At 73.8% G+C, this 16,039-nt stretch carries 17 protein-coding genes; 15 read left to right on the forward strand and 2 right to left on the reverse strand.

The window, feature by feature from the left end; translation table 11 throughout:
• Positions 1 to 43: 43 nt before the first annotated feature.
• The 4 genes from alr to ACVV2G_RS15695 all read left to right on the forward strand — a co-directional run bounded on the left by alr (position 44) and on the right by ACVV2G_RS15695 (position 3,428).
• Positions 44 to 1,210, forward strand: a complete 1,167-nt coding sequence (gene alr, locus ACVV2G_RS15680) for an alanine racemase (RefSeq protein ID WP_453843284.1) — start codon at positions 44 to 46, stop codon at positions 1,208 to 1,210.
• Positions 1,211 to 1,337: 127 nt separating this feature from the next.
• Positions 1,338 to 2,624 (forward strand): alpha/beta fold hydrolase, encoded by a 1,287-nt coding sequence (locus tag ACVV2G_RS15685; protein ID WP_453843285.1) that lies wholly within the window; start codon positions 1,338 to 1,340, stop codon positions 2,622 to 2,624.
• Entirely contained in the window at positions 2,575 to 3,114 is a 540-nt protein-coding gene (gene tsaE / locus ACVV2G_RS15690; RefSeq protein ID WP_453843286.1) for a tRNA (adenosine(37)-N6)-threonylcarbamoyltransferase complex ATPase subunit type 1 TsaE, read from the forward strand. Before ACVV2G_RS15685 ends, tsaE begins: the two co-directional genes overlap by 50 nt.
• 140 nt (positions 3,115 to 3,254) lie before the next feature.
• Complete coding sequence (locus ACVV2G_RS15695; RefSeq protein ID WP_453843287.1) at positions 3,255 to 3,428, forward strand: hypothetical protein; 174 nt, start codon at positions 3,255 to 3,257, stop codon at positions 3,426 to 3,428.
• A 280-nt stretch (positions 3,429 to 3,708) separates the two neighbouring features.
• Here the strand turns inward: ACVV2G_RS15695 and ACVV2G_RS15700 are convergent, their stop codons facing one another.
• Positions 3,709 to 4,263: a hypothetical protein gene (locus ACVV2G_RS15700; RefSeq protein WP_453843288.1), complete on the reverse strand. Its 555-nt coding sequence runs from the start codon at positions 4,261 to 4,263 to the stop codon at positions 3,709 to 3,711.
• A 193-nt stretch (positions 4,264 to 4,456) separates the two neighbouring features.
• Between ACVV2G_RS15700 and tsaB the strand changes: the two genes are divergently transcribed.
• The 7 genes from tsaB (at position 4,457) to ACVV2G_RS15735 (ending at position 10,300) form a co-directional block, all read left to right on the forward strand.
• Positions 4,457 to 5,110: a tRNA (adenosine(37)-N6)-threonylcarbamoyltransferase complex dimerization subunit type 1 TsaB gene (tsaB, locus tag ACVV2G_RS15705; RefSeq protein ID WP_453843289.1), complete on the forward strand. Its 654-nt coding sequence runs from the start codon at positions 4,457 to 4,459 to the stop codon at positions 5,108 to 5,110.
• A 50-nt stretch (positions 5,111 to 5,160) separates the two neighbouring features.
• On the forward strand, positions 5,161 to 5,646 hold the full coding sequence (gene rimI / locus ACVV2G_RS15710; RefSeq protein ID WP_453843313.1) for a ribosomal protein S18-alanine N-acetyltransferase: 486 nt from the start codon (positions 5,161 to 5,163) through the stop codon (positions 5,644 to 5,646).
• Complete coding sequence (gene tsaD / locus ACVV2G_RS15715) at positions 5,639 to 6,775, forward strand: tRNA (adenosine(37)-N6)-threonylcarbamoyltransferase complex transferase subunit TsaD (protein WP_453843290.1); 1,137 nt, start codon at positions 5,639 to 5,641, stop codon at positions 6,773 to 6,775. The genes rimI and tsaD overlap by 8 nt, the downstream gene beginning before the upstream one ends.
• Positions 6,772 to 7,029: a hypothetical protein gene (locus ACVV2G_RS15720; protein ID WP_453843291.1), complete on the forward strand. Its 258-nt coding sequence runs from the start codon at positions 6,772 to 6,774 to the stop codon at positions 7,027 to 7,029. Before tsaD ends, ACVV2G_RS15720 begins: the two co-directional genes overlap by 4 nt.
• 232 nt (positions 7,030 to 7,261) lie before the next feature.
• A complete protein-coding gene (locus tag ACVV2G_RS15725; protein WP_453843292.1) occupies positions 7,262 to 8,311 on the forward strand; it encodes a LacI family DNA-binding transcriptional regulator in 1,050 nt (349 codons plus the stop codon).
• Positions 8,312 to 8,648: 337 nt separating this feature from the next.
• Positions 8,649 to 9,005: a YciI family protein gene (locus ACVV2G_RS15730; RefSeq protein WP_453843293.1), complete on the forward strand. Its 357-nt coding sequence runs from the start codon at positions 8,649 to 8,651 to the stop codon at positions 9,003 to 9,005.
• Between the two features lie 44 nt (positions 9,006 to 9,049).
• Positions 9,050 to 10,300: an RNA polymerase sigma factor gene (locus ACVV2G_RS15735; protein ID WP_453843294.1), complete on the forward strand. Its 1,251-nt coding sequence runs from the start codon at positions 9,050 to 9,052 to the stop codon at positions 10,298 to 10,300.
• Between the two features lie 310 nt (positions 10,301 to 10,610).
• On the opposite strand, the gene ACVV2G_RS15740 is transcribed toward ACVV2G_RS15735, so the two are convergent.
• On the reverse strand, positions 10,611 to 11,792 hold the full coding sequence (locus ACVV2G_RS15740) for a class I SAM-dependent methyltransferase (RefSeq protein ID WP_453843295.1): 1,182 nt from the start codon (positions 11,790 to 11,792) through the stop codon (positions 10,611 to 10,613).
• 162 nt (positions 11,793 to 11,954) lie between these two features.
• Between ACVV2G_RS15740 and ACVV2G_RS15745 the strand changes: the two genes are divergently transcribed.
• The 4 genes from ACVV2G_RS15745 (at position 11,955) to groL (ending at position 16,013) form a co-directional block, all read left to right on the forward strand.
• On the forward strand, positions 11,955 to 12,824 hold the full coding sequence (locus ACVV2G_RS15745) for a polysaccharide deacetylase family protein (protein ID WP_453843314.1): 870 nt from the start codon (positions 11,955 to 11,957) through the stop codon (positions 12,822 to 12,824).
• Positions 12,821 to 13,540 (forward strand): polysaccharide deacetylase family protein, encoded by a 720-nt coding sequence (locus ACVV2G_RS15750; protein WP_453843296.1) that lies wholly within the window; start codon positions 12,821 to 12,823, stop codon positions 13,538 to 13,540. Before ACVV2G_RS15745 ends, ACVV2G_RS15750 begins: the two co-directional genes overlap by 4 nt.
• Before the next feature lie 418 nt (positions 13,541 to 13,958).
• The gene (gene groES, locus ACVV2G_RS15755; RefSeq protein WP_010986397.1) at positions 13,959 to 14,267 is read left to right on the forward strand and encodes a co-chaperone GroES; all 309 of its coding nucleotides are present in this window, start codon (positions 13,959 to 13,961) and stop codon (positions 14,265 to 14,267) included.
• Positions 14,268 to 14,387: 120 nt separating this feature from the next.
• Positions 14,388 to 16,013, forward strand: a complete 1,626-nt coding sequence (gene groL, locus ACVV2G_RS15760) for a chaperonin GroEL (protein ID WP_453843297.1) — start codon at positions 14,388 to 14,390, stop codon at positions 16,011 to 16,013.
• Positions 16,014 to 16,039 lie beyond the last annotated feature (26 nt).

Below are 16,039 nucleotides of genomic sequence, written 5' to 3' on the forward strand. Positions count from 1 at the left end.
GCGGGGAAACCGGGTCCGGGGGCTCTGAGAGACTGTGGGCACGATGAGTGAGACAGCTGCTCGGCGGGACGCGGTGACGCGGGCCCGGGCCGAGATCGACCTGGCCGCCCTGCGGGCCAACGTCCGCGCCCTGCGCGAGCGGGCCCCCGGGGCGGCTCTCATGGCCGTCGTCAAGGCCGACGCCTACGGCCACGGCGCGATCCCGTGCGCCCGCGCGGCCGTCGCGGCGGGCGCGACCTGGCTGGGCACCGCCACGCCGCAGGAGGCCCTCGCGCTGCGCGCGGAGGCCGGGCTGCCGGACGACCTGCGGATCATGTGCTGGCTGTGGACACCGGGCGGTCCCTGGCGGGAGGCCGTCGAGGCCGCCCTCGACGTGTCCGTCAGCGCCTTGTGGGCGCTGGAGGAGGCCGTCGAGGCGGCACGGGCGGCCGGAAAGCCCGCGCGCGTGCAGCTGAAGGCCGACACCGGCCTCGGCCGGGGCGGCTGCCAGCCGGGCGAGGACTGGACCGAACTCGTCCGGGCGGCCCTGCGGGCCCAGGGCGAGGGACTGCTCCGCGTCACCGGGCTCTGGTCGCACTTCGCCCGCGCCGACGAGCCCGGGCACCCCTCGATCGCCGCCCAGCTCACCCGCTTCCGGGAGATGACGGCGTACGCGGAGGAGCGGGGCGTGCGCCCCGACGTGCGGCACATCGCCAACTCGCCGGCCACGCTCACCCTCCCCGAGACCCACCTGGACCTCGTACGCCCCGGCATCGCGATGTACGGCGTCTCGCCCAGCCCCGAGATCGGCGTCCCCGCCGACTTCGGGCTGCGCCCCGTGATGACGCTGTCCGCCTCGCTGGCCCTGGTCAAGCAGGTCCCCGGCGGCCACGGCGTCAGCTACGGGCACCACTACACCACCCCCGGCGAGACCACCCTCGGCCTCGTCCCCCTCGGCTACGCGGACGGCGTACCGCGCCACGCCTCCTCCACCGGCCCCGTCCTGGTCGACGGCAAGTGGCGCACGGTCGCGGGGCGGATCGCGATGGACCAGTTCGTCGTCGACCTGGGCGGGGACCGGCCGGCGGAGGGGACCGAGGCGGTGCTGTTCGGACCCGGCGACCGGGGCGAACCCACCGCCGAGGACTGGGCCCAGGCGGCGGGCACCATCGGCTACGAGATCGTCACCCGGATCGGTGCACGCGTCCCGCGCGTCTACGTCGACGAGTGACGCGCGTCCTCCCCCCGAGGGGCGGGCACGGCAGGTGCGGCGCGCCCGCCGTGCATGACGCGCGCGTTCAGGCGCATCAGAAGCTAGAGGGACATCCGCACAGCGGCCCGGCGAAGAGGAGCGGTACGTGAGCGAGAGCAACGCGGAGGCCGTCGCGGACGTCGCCGCCGCGGCCGTCGCCTCCGCCGCGGAGGCCGCCACCGAGGTCGCCGTCGGCGGCTGGCGCCGGGCGACCGGCATCGCCGGTGCCGCGGTAGGCGTGGTCGCGGCGGGCGCCGCGGCCGGCGTGGCGATAGAGCGGCTCACCGTCGGCCGCGGGATGCGCCAGAAGGCGCGGCTCGCACTCGACTCGGCGGGGCCGTACGGCGGACTGCGCGGCACCCCCGGCAGGGCGCACGCCGACGACGGCACCGAGCTGTACTACGAGGTCGACGACGTCGACCCGGAGACAGAGTCCGCGCTCACCCGGCGCCGCCGCCGGCTGTTCGGCCGCAAGGCGCCCGCTCCCGTGACCGTCGTCTTCAGCCACGGCTACTGCCTCAACCAGGACTCCTGGCACTTCCAGCGGGCGGCCCTCCGGGGTGTCGTCCGCACCGTGCACTGGGACCAGCGCAGCCACGGCCGGTCCGCGCGGGGCGTGTCCCAGGTGCGGGACGACCGGCCGGTCACCATCGAGGAACTGGGCCGCGACCTGAAGGCCGTCATCGACGCGGCCGTGCCCGAGGGCCCGATCGTGCTGGTCGGGCACTCCATGGGCGGGATGACGGTGATGGCCCTGGCCGACGCCTTCCCCGGCCTGGTCCGCGAGCGGGTCGTCGGCGTGGCCCTCGTCGGCACCTCCTCCGGGCGGCTCGGCGAGGTCAACTTCGGGCTGCCCGTGGCCGGTGTCAACGCGGTCCGGCGGGTGCTGCCGGGCGTGCTGAAGGCGCTGGGGCAGCGGGCCGAGCTGGTGGAGAAGGGGCGGCGGGCGACGGCGGACCTGTTCGCCGGGATCATCAAGCGGTACTCGTTCGCCTCGCGGGAGGTCGACCCGGCCGTGGCCCGCTTCGCCGAGCGGATGATCGAGTCGACGCCGATCGACGTGGTCGCCGAGTACTACCCGGCCTTCACCGACCACGACAAGACCGCGGCCCTCGCCCACTTCGCCGGCCTGCCGCTCCTGGTGCTGGCCGGGGTGCGGGACCTGGTCACGCCGAGCGAGCACAGCGAGGCGATCGCCGACCTGCTGCCGGAGGCGGAGCTGGTGCTCGTCCCCGACGCCGGGCACCTGGTGATGCTCGAACACCCCGAGCTGGTCACCGACCGCCTCGCCGACCTGCTCGCCCGCGTGGGAGCGGTGCCCGCAGCGGCTACCGTGGACGGCTATGGAAGCACCAGCACCAGCAGCAGCGCAGGGCCCGGCCGGGCCCGCTGAGTCCGCCCCCGACGTCGAGATCACCGTCACCTCCCCGGAGCAGATGCGGGAACTGGGCCGCACCCTCGCCGGACTGCTGCGCGCCGGTGACCTGCTCATGCTGAGCGGGGAACTGGGCGCGGGCAAGACGACGCTGACCCGGGGGCTCGGCGAGGGCATGGGCGTGCGCGGCGCCGTCACCTCCCCGACCTTCGTGATCGCCCGCGTGCACCCCCCGCTCGGCGACGGCCCGTCGCTCGTCCACGTCGACGCCTACCGGCTGTCGGGCGGTCTGGACGAGATGGAGGACCTCGACCTCGACGTCTCCCTGTCCGACTCGGTGATCGTGGTGGAGTGGGGCGAGGGCAAGGTCGAGGAGCTGACCGAGGACCGGTTGCGGCTCCGGATCGAGCGGGCCGTGGGCGACACCACCGACGAGGTGCGGCACGTGACGCTGACGGGCGTCGGTGAGCGCTGGGCCGCGGCGGACCTGAGCGCGCTGGCCGGCTGAGCCGGCGGCCGCCTCCGGGGAACGTTCCGACAGGACGTCGGCAAGATATTGCGTTCGGGGTCTTGCGCGTGGTCACATGGTACCCAGCTCGTAGTTAGGCATGCCTAACTACGCCCGCCCCCGACCTTCAGGAGGCGTCCATGTCGGAGACCGATCCGCAGGTCCGGCCGAGGCCGCAGTCGTCCGCGCTCGCCGGGGTGTCCATGCGGGACCTGCTCGCGTCCTGCGCCGCCGCGACGGTGATCTCGACGCCCCCGCCCGTGCCGGAGCCGCGCACGTGCCGGCCCGTCGGGGAGCACCGCGAGGCCGCCTGACCTCTGTGGCCTGGCCGGCCCGGGGCCGGGTCCGTGGGTCCCGGCTCCGGGCCCGCCCGGCCCGGGCTCCTGGCCTGCCCGGCGTCCGCCTAGGGCCTGCGCGATCCGGTGGCTGGAGGCTGCCCGGGGGCGTCCGGCCTCCGTCCGGTGCCCGCCCGCGGACCGGCCCGGTCCGGCCTGGTCCGGTCCGGACCCCGGTTCGTGCCCGGCGTCCGCCGGGTGCTGCGAGGCATCCGACCGGTGCCCGTCCGGTGCCCTGGTGTCCTGGCGCCCCGGCGTCTCAGGGAACGACGACGACCCGCTGCCCGATCGTCGCGAACTGCCACATCGCGTCGCCGTCCGGGCGGGTCTGCCGGATGCCGCCGGTGCGCTCGCCGGGGTCGGGCTTCGCCGTCGAGCCGTCCACCGCCGCGCTGAACCCGATGACCACGCCCTCGACACCGGCGAACCGCACGACGTGCTCGATCGGGATGCCGTCGGACCCGGTGACCCGGTTCGCACGGGACGTGACCGCGTAGGTGCCGGGTGCCGGGTCGACCGTACTGGGGGTGACCCTGAAGGTACGGGTGACCGTGCCGTCCGCGCCCACCAGCCACACCCGGTCGTCGTCCACCGAGTACACCACCCGCTCGCCCCGCCCGGACCCCGCGGGCAGGGCCTCCGGATGCCGCCGGTCACGGGGCGCCTTGGAGGCGCCGGGCGCGGGCGTGCCGGTCACGTGGCTCCGGCCGAGGTCGGCCGGGGCGCCGGCCGACGCCTGGTGGGCGAGTACGCCGATCGCCGCAAGAGCCGCCGCGGTGAGGCCGGTGACGAAACCGGCGCTGCTGCTTACCACTGCCGTCCACCTCGTCGTCGTACGTCGTACGTCGTGCGTCCGTTCCCGGCGACGGTAGCAGTACGTGAGCAGATGATCGCGGTGGGCGACGCGGCCGTACCGGACGCCGTGCCGGGCCCGCCGGCCGGGTGTGCCGGCCGGGTCCTGCGACCGGGCGTCCGACACGGGCCCCGCGGCGCCGTAGGCTGTTTGCGTGCTCTTGCTCGCTCTGGATACCGCCACGCCCGCCGTGACCGTCGCGCTGCACGACGGTACGGACGTCATCGCCTCGTCGAGCCAGGTGGACGCACGCCGGCACGGTGAGCTGCTGCTCCCCGCCGTCGACCGGGTGCTCGCCGAGGCCGGACTCCGGCTCGACGCCGTCACCGGCGTCGTCGCCGGCATCGGCCCCGGCCCGTACACGGGACTGCGCGTCGGCCTGATGACCGCGGACACCTTCGGGCTCGCGCTCGGTGTGCCCGTGCACGGCGTGTGCACGCTGGACGGCCTCGCCTACGCCGCCGACCTGCAGGGCCCCTTCGTGGTGGCGACCGACGCCCGCCGCAAGGAGGTCTACTGGGCCCGGTACGCCGACTCCCGCACCCGCCTCACCGACCCGGCGGTCGACCGGCCCGCCGACCTCGCCGAGCGGGTGGCCGGACTCCCCGCCGTGGGTGCCGGTGCGCTGCTGTACCCGGACACCTTCCCGAAGGCGCACGAACCCGAGCACGTCTCCGCCGCCGCCCTCGCGTGCCTGGCCGCCGAGAAGCTCGCGGCGGGCGAGGAACTGCCCGCGCCCCGGCCGCTGTACCTGCGCCGGCCCGACGCCCAGGTCCCCAAGAACTACAAGGTGGTCACCCCCAAGTGACCGGAGCGACCGAGCCCGTGACCCCGACCGTGCACGCCGAACTGCGCGAGATGCGCTGGTGGGACATCGACCCCGTGCTCCGGATGGAGCGGGAGCTGTTCCCGGAGGACGCCTGGTCGCGGGGGATGTTCTGGTCCGAGCTGGCCCACGCGCGCGGCCCCGGGGCGACCCGGCGCTATCTCGTCGCCGAGCAGGACGGCGGGGTCGTCGGCTACGCGGGCCTGGTCACCTCCGGGGAGCAGGCCGACGTGCAGACCATCGCCGTCGCCCGCGAGCACTGGGGCACCGGCCTCGGTGCGCGGCTGCTGACCGAACTGCTGCGGGCGGCGACCGCCTTCGAGTGCACCGAGGTGCTGCTGGAGTGCCGCGTGGACAACACCCGCGCGCAACGCCTCTACGAACGCTTCGGCTTCGAGCCCATCGGCTTCAGACGCGGCTACTACCAGCCGGGGAACGTGGACGCCCTGGTGATGCGCCTGACCGATCCTTCCACCTCCGTACCGGGAACCGAACGAGGAACCGACAACCATGGCTGACTCACGCGACGAGCCTCTCGTGCTGGGGATCGAGACCTCCTGCGACGAGACCGGCGTCGGCGTCGTCCGCGGCACCACCCTGCTGGCCGACGCCATCGCGTCCAGCGTCGACGAGCACGCCCGCTTCGGCGGGGTCGTCCCGGAGGTGGCGAGCCGCGCCCACCTGGAGGCGATGGTCCCCACCATCGAGCGCGCCCTGAAGGAGGCGGGGGTCACCGCCCGCGACCTCGACGGCATCGCCGTCACCGCGGGACCCGGACTCGCCGGCGCCCTGCTGGTCGGCGTCTCGGCCGCGAAGGCGTACGCCTACGCCCTCGGCAAGCCCCTCTACGGCGTCAACCACCTCGCCTCGCACATCTGCGTCGACCAGTTGGAGCACGGCCCGCTGCCCGAGCCGACGATGGCGCTGCTGGTCTCCGGCGGGCACTCCTCGCTGCTGCTGTCGGCGGACATCACCTCCGACGTCCGCCCGATGGGCGCCACCATCGACGACGCGGCCGGCGAGGCCTTCGACAAGATCGCCCGCGTACTGAACCTGGGCTTCCCCGGCGGCCCCGTCATCGACCGGTACGCGCGCGAGGGCGACCCGAACGCGATCGCCTTCCCGCGCGGGCTCACCGGGCCGCGCGACCCGGCGTACGACTTCTCCTTCTCCGGGCTGAAGACGGCCGTGGCCCGCTGGATCGAGGCCAGGCGGGCGGCGGGGGAGGAGGTGCCGGTGCGGGACGTGTCGGCCTCCTTCCAGGAGGCGGTGGTGGACGTGCTCACCCGCAAGGCGGTGCGGGCCTGCAAGGACCAGGGCGTCGACCACCTGATGATCGGCGGTGGCGTGGCCGCCAACTCCCGGCTGCGGGCCCTGGCCCAGGAGCGGTGCGAGGCGGCCGGCATCCGGCTGCGGGTGCCGCGGCCCAAGCTGTGCACGGACAACGGCGCGATGGTGGCGGCGCTCGGCGCGGAGATGGTCGCCCGCAACCGGGCCGCCTCCGACTGGGACCTCTCGGCGGACTCGTCGCTGCCGGTGACGGAACCGCACGTGCCGGGTCGCGGCCACCCGCACGGCCACGGCCACGACCACGCTCATGACCATGACCACGTCCACGAGATCAGCAAGGAGAACCTGTACTCGTGACGGTCGCGCTGATGTGGGAGGCGCGGGCCGTGCCCGGCCGGGGCGAGGAACTGCTGGCCTGGGTCCGCGCGCAGCCGCTCGGCGGCACGCCCCTGCGCAGGGAGGTCCTGCGCGCCCCGCAGGACCGGGTCCTCGTCATCACCTGGTGGGACGCCGCCTACGACGCCGAGCTGCCGGAGCTTCCCGAGCCGGACGGGGAGCTGGTCACGCGGACGGTGCACCGGTGGCGCTTCGAGTCGGTGGCCGCGGACTGACCGGGGAGGTCACCGCCCAGACCGTCAGACCGCCAGACCGCCAGACCGCCAGACCGCCCAGACCGCCAGACCGCCTGGCGGCTCGGGTGGCCCGGGTGGCGCCCCCTCCCTGAAGCGGGCACATGCGATGCGACTCCGGTTCGAATGTTTCGCATCGAAAAGCGAATGATCCGGGAGATCGTGGACCGCTGGAGACTGCGCCGGGAAGGCCCGCAGGGTTACGATCGCCGCCATGACATCCCCGCAGCCCGCTGAAACCCGGACACCAAAGCGGTCCGCCCAGAGCGCGACCCTCGCCGAGATCGCGCGCGAGGCCGGTGTGTCGGCGCCGACTGTTTCGAAGGTCCTCAACGGCCGCGCCGACGTCGCCCCCGCGACCCGGGCCCGCGTGGAGGAGTTGTTGCGCGTCCACGGTTACCGGCGCAGGCGCGCCGAGGCGACCCGCTCGCCCCTGATCGACCTGGTCTTCCACGAGCTGGAGAGCGCCTGGGCGATGGAGGTCATCCGCGGCGTGGAGAACGTGGCGCGGGACACGGGGCTCAGCGTCGTCCTCTCCGAGAGCGCGGGACGCCTCACCCCCGGCCGTTCCTGGGCCGACCAGGTCGCCGCCCGCCGTCCGCACGGCGTGATCCTCGTCCTGTCCGGCCTCGACGAGCCCCAGCGGGCGCTCCTCACCAGCCGCTCCATCCCGTTCGTGGTGATGGACCCGGCCGGCGACCCGGGCGCCGACGTGCCGTCCATCGGCGCCACCAACTGGCAGGGCGGGCTCGCCGCCACCCGGCACCTCGTCGAACTGGGCCACACCCGCATCGGCGCGATCAGCGGGCCCACCCGGATGATGTGCAGCCGCGCCCGGGTGGACGGCTACCGGGCCGCCCTGGAGACGGCCGGGCTGCCGGTCGACCCGGAGCTGATCACGACCGGCGACTTCCACCACGAGACGGGTTACCGGCAGGGCCTGAACCTGTTGCGCCGTCCCGACCGGCCGACCGCGGTCTTCGCCGGCAACGACCTCCAGGCGCTCGGCCTGTACGAGGCCGCGCGCGAGCTGGGGCTGCGCATCCCGCAGGACCTCAGCGTGGTCGGGTTCGACGACCTGCCGGTGGCCCGCTGGGTGGGGCCGCCGCTGACGACCGTGCGGCAGCCGCTCATGGAGATGGCCGAGGCGGCGGCCCGGCTGGTCCTGGACCTCGGACGCGACGACGGCTCCCCGGCGGCGACCCGGGTGGAACTGGCCACCAGCCTGGAGGTGCGCAGCAGTACGGCACCGCCCGCCGCCTGACCGGGACGGGCCGACGCGCACCGGGCGAAACTTTCGACGACTTCGACGGCGTCCCCGCCTCGACGGCACCCCGCCCCCGCCCTGCTTGCTCGCACCCGGCACGAACGGCGGGCGGACGACTGCGGACTCGGGCCCGTGATCGGGGCCCGCGACCCGGGTCCGTGATCCGGGTCCCGATCGGGGCCCGCGACCCGGGCCTGTGACCTGCGGGAACCGCCGCGCCGTAAGAAAACCGGAAAATTCACGAGAGGCTGTCGATCCACGGCCCTCCCGTTCGACGTACGGGGTGAGAGACCGGGAAGGACCCGGTCCCCGACCCCGACCCCGAGGAGCCACCATGCCCCGCTACCTGTCGCTGATCCGGATCGAGGAGAACGACGCCCTCTCCGGCGGCCCCAGCCCCGAGCTGGTCCAGCGCATGGAGACGCTGATGGAGGAGATGACGAAGGCCGGTGTCCTGCTGGACACCGCCGGGCTGGCCCCGACCGCCCAGGGCACCCGCGTCCACTACGAGGGCGGGCGGCTGTCGGTCACCGACGGGCCCTTCACCGAGACCAAGGAGGTCGTCGGCGGATACTCGCTCCTGCAGGCCAAGGACATGGCCGAGGCGGTCGAGTGGACCAAGCGCTTCCTCAAGGTGCACGAGGAGCACTGGACGGTGACCTGCGAGGTGCGGGAGCTGATGGAGGGCTGAGTTCCGCTTTGCCGCGGAGGCCGGAGGGTGTTCCATGGTGGGCTGTGGAACCACAGCTCACCGAGGCCCTCGAAACCGTCTTCCGCCTGGAGTCGCCCCGCGTCATCGCCGGCGTCGCCCGCCTGGTCCGGGACGTCGGCATCGCCGAGGAACTCACGCAGGACGCCCTGGTCGCGGCCCTGGAGCAGTGGCCGCGCGACGGGGTGCCCGACCGTCCGGGCGCCTGGCTCATGGCCACCGCCCGGCGCCGCGCCGTCGACCTGATCCGGCGCCGGGAGACCTACGCCCGCAAGCTCGCGGAGATCGGCCGCGACCTGCCCGCCGCGGCGGAGCCGCCCGAGGAGCCCGCCGACCCCGAGGACATCGACGACGACCTGCTGCGGCTGGTCTTCACCGCCTGCCACCCCGTGCTGTCCGCCGAGGCCCGCATCGCCCTCACCCTGCGCCTGGTCGGCGGCCTGGCCACGCCCGAGATCGCCCGTGCCTTCCTGGTCCCGGAGCCGACGGTCGCGCAGCGCATCGTGCGCGCCAAACGCACCCTGGCCGCGAAGAACGTCGCCTTCGAGGTGCCCTACGGCCCGGACCGGGCGGCCCGTCTCGGCTCGGTCCTGGAGGTCGTCTACCTCATCTTCAACGAGGGCTACGCGGCCACCGCCGGCGACGACTGGCTCCGCCCGGCCCTGTGCGAGGACGCCCTGCGGCTGGCCCGGGGGCTCTGCGCCCTGATGCCGAAGGAACCCGAGGTGCACGGCCTGACCGCCCTGCTGGAGTTCCAGGCGTCCCGCACCGCCGCCCGCACCGGCCCGGACGGCGTGCCGGTACTCCTCGGGGACCAGAACCGCCGCCGCTGGAACCGCATGCTCATCGCCCGCGGCGTCACCGCCCTCGACCGTGCCCGCACCACCGGTTCCGGTGCCCCGGGCCCGTACGTCCTCCAGGCCGCGATCGCCGCCTGCCACGCGACGGCGTTCACGTACGAGGAGACCGACTGGCCGCGCATCGCCACGCTGTACGGCCTGCTCGCGGCCCGGGCCCCCTCCCCGGTCGTCGAACTCAACCGCGCGGTCGCCGTGTCGATGGCCGAGGGCCCGGCCCCCGCACTCGCCCTCGTCGACGCCCTCGCGGCCGAACCCGCCCTGCGCGACTACCACCTGCTCCCGAGCGTCCGAGGCGACCTCCTGCTGCGCCTCGGCCGCACCGCCGAGGCACGCACGGCGTTCGAGCGCGCCGCGTCCCTGGCCCGCAACGAACGCGAACGCGAACTACTGGCACGCCGGGCGAAGGAGTGCGCCTGACGCCCGGCCCGCCGGGTGGGGGCGCGTCAGGCCCGGTCCGAGGAGTGGGAGGCGCCTGACGCCCGGCCCGCCGGGTGGGGGGGGCGCATCAGGCCCGGCCCGCCGGGTGGGGGGCGCATCAGGCCCGGTCCGCGAGGTGGGGGCGTGCGCCTGAGGCCCGGCTTGCCGAGGGGGCGTGCGTCCGAGGTCCGCTCGCCGGGCGGAGGCGTGCGCCTGAGGCCCGGTCCGCCAGGCGGAGGAGCGGGCCCATGTCCGGTCCGCCGGGCGGAGAGGCGTGCCTATGTCCGGTCCGCCGGGCGGAGAGGCGTGCCTATGTCCGGTCCGCCGGGTGCCCGATCAGCATCGTCGGAGCCCCCGCGACGCGGGTCATGAACACCGTCGCCGCGTTCGGCCCCTGGGGCTTCACCTTGCGCCGCAGCTCCTCCGGCTCGACCGCCGAGCCCCGCTTCTTCACGGTCAGGTTGCCGACCCGGCGCTCCCGCAGCAGCGCCTTCAGCTTCTTGACGTTGAAGGGCATCCGGTCGGTGATCTCGTACGCGGTGGCGTACGGCGTCGGCCGCAGCTCGTCCGCGGTGACGTAGGCGATCGTCGCGTCGAGCAGCCCGCCGCCGACCTGCTCGGCGACCTCGGCGACCAGGTGGGCGCGGATGACGGCGCCGTCCGGCTCGTACAGGTACCGTCCGGGCGTGCGGACCGCCGGGTCGGGCAGACCGGTGCCGAGCACGGTGCGGGGCCCCGGCAGCAGCGTGGCGCCCACGGCCCCGGGTGCGGTGCCGAACCACAGCACCGCCTCCTTCACGTCCCCGCCGTCGGAGATCCACTCGGCCTCGGCGTCCTTCGGCACCGCGTCGTGCGGAATCCCGGGCGCGACCTTCAGCGCGGCGGCGCGAGAGGCCGCACGGGCCGCCCCGACCGCCCAGGACAGCGGCGGCGAGTAGGCCTCGGGGTCGAAGACGCGGCCCCGCCCGCCCCGCCGCGCCGGGTCGACGAACACGGCGTCGTACCCGGCGGTGTCCACCTCGGTGACATCCGCCTCGCGCACCTCGATCAACTCGGCCAGCCCCAGCGCCTCGGCGTTGGCACGGGCCGCCGCGGCCGTCGCCGGGTCCCGGTCCACGGCCAGCACCCGGATGCCCGCGCGGGCCAGCGCCACCGCGTCGCCGCCGATCCCGCAGCACAGGTCGGCGACGGAGGCCACGCCCAGGGCCGACATCCGCCCGGCCCGGTACGCGGCCACACTCGCCCGCGTCGACTGCTCGACCCCGTCGGGCGTGAAGAACATCCGCCCGGCGTCCTCGGCCCCGAACTTCGCCACCGCCCGCTGCCGCAGCCGCGCCTGTCCGAGCGCCGCCGACACCAGCTCGGCGGGGTGCGTGCGCCGCAGCCGGGTGGCGACCGCCAGCTCCCGCGCGGGGTCGGTGCCGCGCACCTCGTCGAGGAGGGCGCGGCCCTCGGGGGTGAGCAGGGCGAGGAGGGCGTCGAGGTCGTTCACCGGGACATTGTGGGCCAGTCGGTGGACGGTGTGCCTCCGGTGCGGTGTCGGGCGGGGTCCGACGGCCGGGGACTGCGAGGATCCGGCACCATGCGAGCAGTCGTACAAACTGACAAAAGCCGGATGTTCAGGGCTTTCCGGTCGCCCTCCCCGGGGCTCCGGATGCGCGGCGGTGTCGCCGCCCTCGTCGTCGCCGCCCTCGCCTCCGGCTGTGCGCAGGACGCCTCCGAGATGGAGGGCGCCGCCGGGCAGCAGCCCCTGCGGGCCCCCGAGGCCCGGGCGCTCGACGCCTACGCGTCCAAGCTGCGCGCGGCCCAGGCCGCCCGGGCCGCCGCCGCCAAACGCTGGAACCTGAAGAGGGTCCCGCTGGCGGCCCCGCCGCCGCCCGCGAAGAAGCCGCGGATCAAGGCGCGCAAGGGCTTCGAGGTGAGGGGCCAGGAGAACCTCCCGCCGGTCTTCACCTCGGTCCCCACCGAGGAGAGGATCGTCTTCCTCACCATCGACGACGGCGCCGAGAAGGACCCGGCGTTCCTGCGGATGATGAGCGAGCTGAAGATCCCGTACACCGCCTTCCTCAGCGACTACCTGGTGAAGGAGGACTACGGCTACTTCAAGAAGATGCAGGACCGGGGCGTCACCCTCAACAACCACACCCTGAACCACCCCTACCTGCCCGGCCTGTCCTACGCCGGGCAGAAGCGCGAGATCTGCGGCATGCAGGACGTGATCGAGAAGCGCTACGGCACCCGCCCGACCCTCTTCCGCCCGCCCTACGGCAACTACGACCGCGACACCCTGCGGGCGGCCAAGGCCTGCGGCATCGCGTACGTCCCGATCTGGAACGAGGAGGTCTTCGCCGACCACTGGGACTACCGCGAGTGGGACCGGGAGATCCACCCCGGCGACATCGTCCTCAGTCACTTCCGGGGCGAGGACGACTGGGACGGCACCATGCGCGACATGGTCCGCGCGTTCCTCGACAAGGTCACCGCCGAGGGATACGCGGTGGCCCGGCTGGAGGACTACCTGTGAGGCGCGGGCGGCTCCGGCCGGCCGGGGCCGCCCTGGCCGCCGTACTCCTCACCGGCTGCGCCCAGTTCGCCGGCCCCGCGCAGCACCCGGCGGCCGGCGAGCCCGCCCAGGGCGGCGACCGGGAGCGGAACCTGCCGCCCGTCGTGGACCACGTCCGCACCACCGACCCGGTCGTCTTCCTCACCTTCGACGACAGCGCCGAGCGGGACCCGGGCCTCACCGCCCTGATCCGCGAACGGCGCCTCCCGGTCACCCTGTTCCTCACCGACACGGTCGCCGGACCGGCCTACGGCCACTTCGCCCGGCTGCGCTCGGTCGGCGCGAGCCTGCAGAACCACACCCTCGACCACCGCTCCCTGCGCGGCCTGCCCCACGCGGGCCAGCGCGCCGAGATCTGCGGCCAGCAGACCAAGCTCGCGTCCCGCTTCGGCGTCCGCCCCCACCTCCTCCGCCCGCCCTACGGCACGTACGACACCACGACCCTGCGCGCCGCCGCCGGCTGCGGCGTCACGGCGGTCGTCCTGTGGCGGGCGGCCCTGAACGCCGACGGCGACCTCACCTACACCCGCGGCGAGCGCCGCCTCCACCCCGGTGACATCGTGACCGTCGACCCGGACCACCCCACGGGCCGGGGACTGGGCGCGCGCACGGCACGTTTGCTGGAGACGATCGAGGAGCAGGGGCTGAGGGTGGGACGCCTGGAGGACTACCTCTGACCGGTGACTCCGGCCGGTCCCGTTCAGCCCGTCCGTCGTTCGCAGCCCGCAGCCCGCAGCCCGCAGCCCGCAGCCCGCAGCCCGCAGCCCGAGGAGGAGGCCGCCCGAGGAGGGGCCGCCCGAGGAGGGGCCGCCCGGGCCGAAAGCCGGGGTCCCGGAGGCGGCTGCCCCGGCGAGTTCCGGCCCGGAGAGCGGCGTCTCACGGCACCGGCGGCCACGGGAAATCCCGCCACGCGCCGCCGGCATTGGCACTCCGCTTGACCGAGTGCTAATCGCGGTCATAGTCTCGGGTCTGGCACTCCCCACTGGAGAGTGCCAACACAGCGACGGGCAGGTCCGGCACCCGCGACGACGGATCGACCTGGTCGCCACCTCAGACAGTTAACCCCGTGAGATCTCCGAAGGGGGAGGTCGGATCGTGACGACCGCCAGCTCCAAGGTTGCCATCAAGCCGCTCGAGGACCGCATTGTGGTCCAGCCGCTCGACGCCGAGCAGACCACGGCTTCGGGCCTGGTCATTCCGGACACCGCCAAGGAGAAGCCCCAGGAGGGCGTCGTCCTGGCCGTGGGCCCGGGCCGCTTCGAGGACGGCAACCGTCTTCCGCTCGACGTCACCGTCGGCGACGTCGTGCTCTACAGCAAGTACGGCGGCACCGAGGTGAAGTACAACGGCGAGGAGTACCTCGTCCTCTCGGCCCGCGACGTGCTCGCGATCGTCGAGAAGTAGTTCACCGAAGTACCTGGCTTTTCAGCTGCGCCCCTGGCTCCCGCGACCATTAAAAAGCCGGGCGCCCGGGGCGCAGTGCCGTATAACCCCAAGACTTTCCGGAAGAGGGCTCACGCTCCCATGGCGAAGATCCTGAAGTTCGACGAGGACGCCCGTCGCGCCCTCGAGCGCGGCGTCAACAAGCTTGCCGACACGGTCAAGGTGACGATCGGCCCCAAGGGCCGCAACGTCGTCATCGACAAGAAGTTCGGCGCCCCGACCATCACCAACGACGGTGTCACGATCGCCCGCGAGGTCGAGATCGAGGACCCGTACGAGAACCTCGGCGCGCAGCTGGTGAAGGAGGTGGCGACCAAGACCAACGACATCGCGGGTGACGGTACGACCACCGCCACCGTGCTGGCCCAGGCGCTGGTCCGCGAGGGCCTGCGCAACGTCGCCGCGGGTGCCTCCCCGGCGCTGCTGAAGAAGGGCATCGACGCGGCCGTCGCGGCCGTGTCCGAGGACCTCCTCGCCACCGCCCGCCCGATCGACGAGAAGTCCGACATCGCCGCCGTGGCCGCGCTGTCCGCCCAGGACCAGCAGGTCGGCGAGCTCATCGCCGAGGCGATGGACAAGGTCGGCAAGGACGGTGTCATCACCGTCGAGGAGTCCAACACCTTCGGTCTGGAGCTGGACTTCACCGAGGGCATGGCCTTCGACAAGGGCTACCTGTCGCCGTACTTCGTGACGGACCAGGAGCGCATGGAGGCCGTCCTCGACGACCCCTACATCCTCATCAACCAGGGCAAGATCTCCTCCATCGGGGACCTGCTGCCGCTGCTGGAGAAGGTCATCCAGGCGGGCGCCTCGAAGCCGCTGCTGATCATCGCCGAGGACCTGGAGGGCGAGGCCCTCTCCACCCTCGTCGTGAACAAGATCCGCGGCACCTTCAACGCGGTCGCGGTCAAGGCCCCCGGCTTCGGCGACCGCCGCAAGGCGATGCTGCAGGACATGGCCGTCCTCACCGGCGCCACGGTCATCTCCGAGGAGGTCGGCCTCAAGCTCGACCAGGTCGGCCTCGAGGTGCTCGGCACCGCCCGCCGCATCACCGTCACCAAGGACGACACCACGATCGTCGACGGTGCCGGCAAGCGTGACGAGGTCGACGGCCGGATCGCGCAGATCAAGGCCGAGATCGAGTCCACGGACTCCGACTGGGACCGCGAGAAGCTCCAGGAGCGCCTCGCGAAGCTGGCCGGCGGCGTGTGCGTGATCAAGGTCGGCGCCGCCACCGAGGTGGAGCTGAAGGAGCGCAAGCACCGTCTGGAGGACGCCATCTCCGCGACCCGCGCCGCGGTCGAGGAGGGCATCGTCTCCGGTGGTGGCTCCGCGCTGGTCCACGCCGTCAAGGTCCTCGAGGGCAACCTCGGCAAGACCGGCGACGAGGCCACCGGTGTCGCGGTCGTCCGCCGCGCCGCCGTCGAGCCGCTGCGCTGGATCGCCGAGAACGCCGGCCTGGAGGGTTACGTCATCACCTCCAAGGTCGCCGAGCTCGACAAGGGCCAGGGCTTCAACGCCGCCACCGGCGAGTACGGCGACCTGGTCAAGGCCGGCGTCATCGACCCGGTGAAGGTCACCCGCTCCGCCCTGGAGAACGCCGCCTCCATCGCCTCCCTCCTCCTGACGACCGAGACCCTGGTCGTCGAGAAGAAGGAAGAGGAAGAGCCGGCCGCCGCGGGCCACGGCCACGGCCACGCCCACTGAGCGCTGCGCTGAGCTGACGGTGCCCA

Source organism: Streptomyces sp. JK94, assembly GCF_053613315.1.

Bases quoted from the DNA above. Each gene is read 5' to 3' on its own strand.
- alr (WP_453843284.1), top strand. From the start codon at position 44: ATGAGTGAGACAGCTGCTCGGCGGGACGCGGTGACGCGGGCCCGGGCC.
- tsaE (WP_453843286.1), top strand. From the start codon at position 2,575: ATGGAAGCACCAGCACCAGCAGCAGCGCAGGGCCCGGCCGGGCCCGCT.
- ACVV2G_RS15695 (WP_453843287.1), top strand. From the start codon at position 3,255: ATGTCGGAGACCGATCCGCAGGTCCGGCCGAGGCCGCAGTCGTCCGCG.
- rimI (WP_453843313.1), top strand. From the start codon at position 5,161: ATGCGCTGGTGGGACATCGACCCCGTGCTCCGGATGGAGCGGGAGCTG.
- tsaD (WP_453843290.1), top strand. From the start codon at position 5,639: ATGGCTGACTCACGCGACGAGCCTCTCGTGCTGGGGATCGAGACCTCC.
- ACVV2G_RS15725 (WP_453843292.1), top strand. From the start codon at position 7,262: ATGACATCCCCGCAGCCCGCTGAAACCCGGACACCAAAGCGGTCCGCC.
- ACVV2G_RS15730 (WP_453843293.1), top strand. From the start codon at position 8,649: ATGCCCCGCTACCTGTCGCTGATCCGGATCGAGGAGAACGACGCCCTC.
- ACVV2G_RS15745 (WP_453843314.1), top strand. From the start codon at position 11,955: ATGCGCGGCGGTGTCGCCGCCCTCGTCGTCGCCGCCCTCGCCTCCGGC.
- groL (WP_453843297.1), top strand. From the start codon at position 14,388: ATGGCGAAGATCCTGAAGTTCGACGAGGACGCCCGTCGCGCCCTCGAG.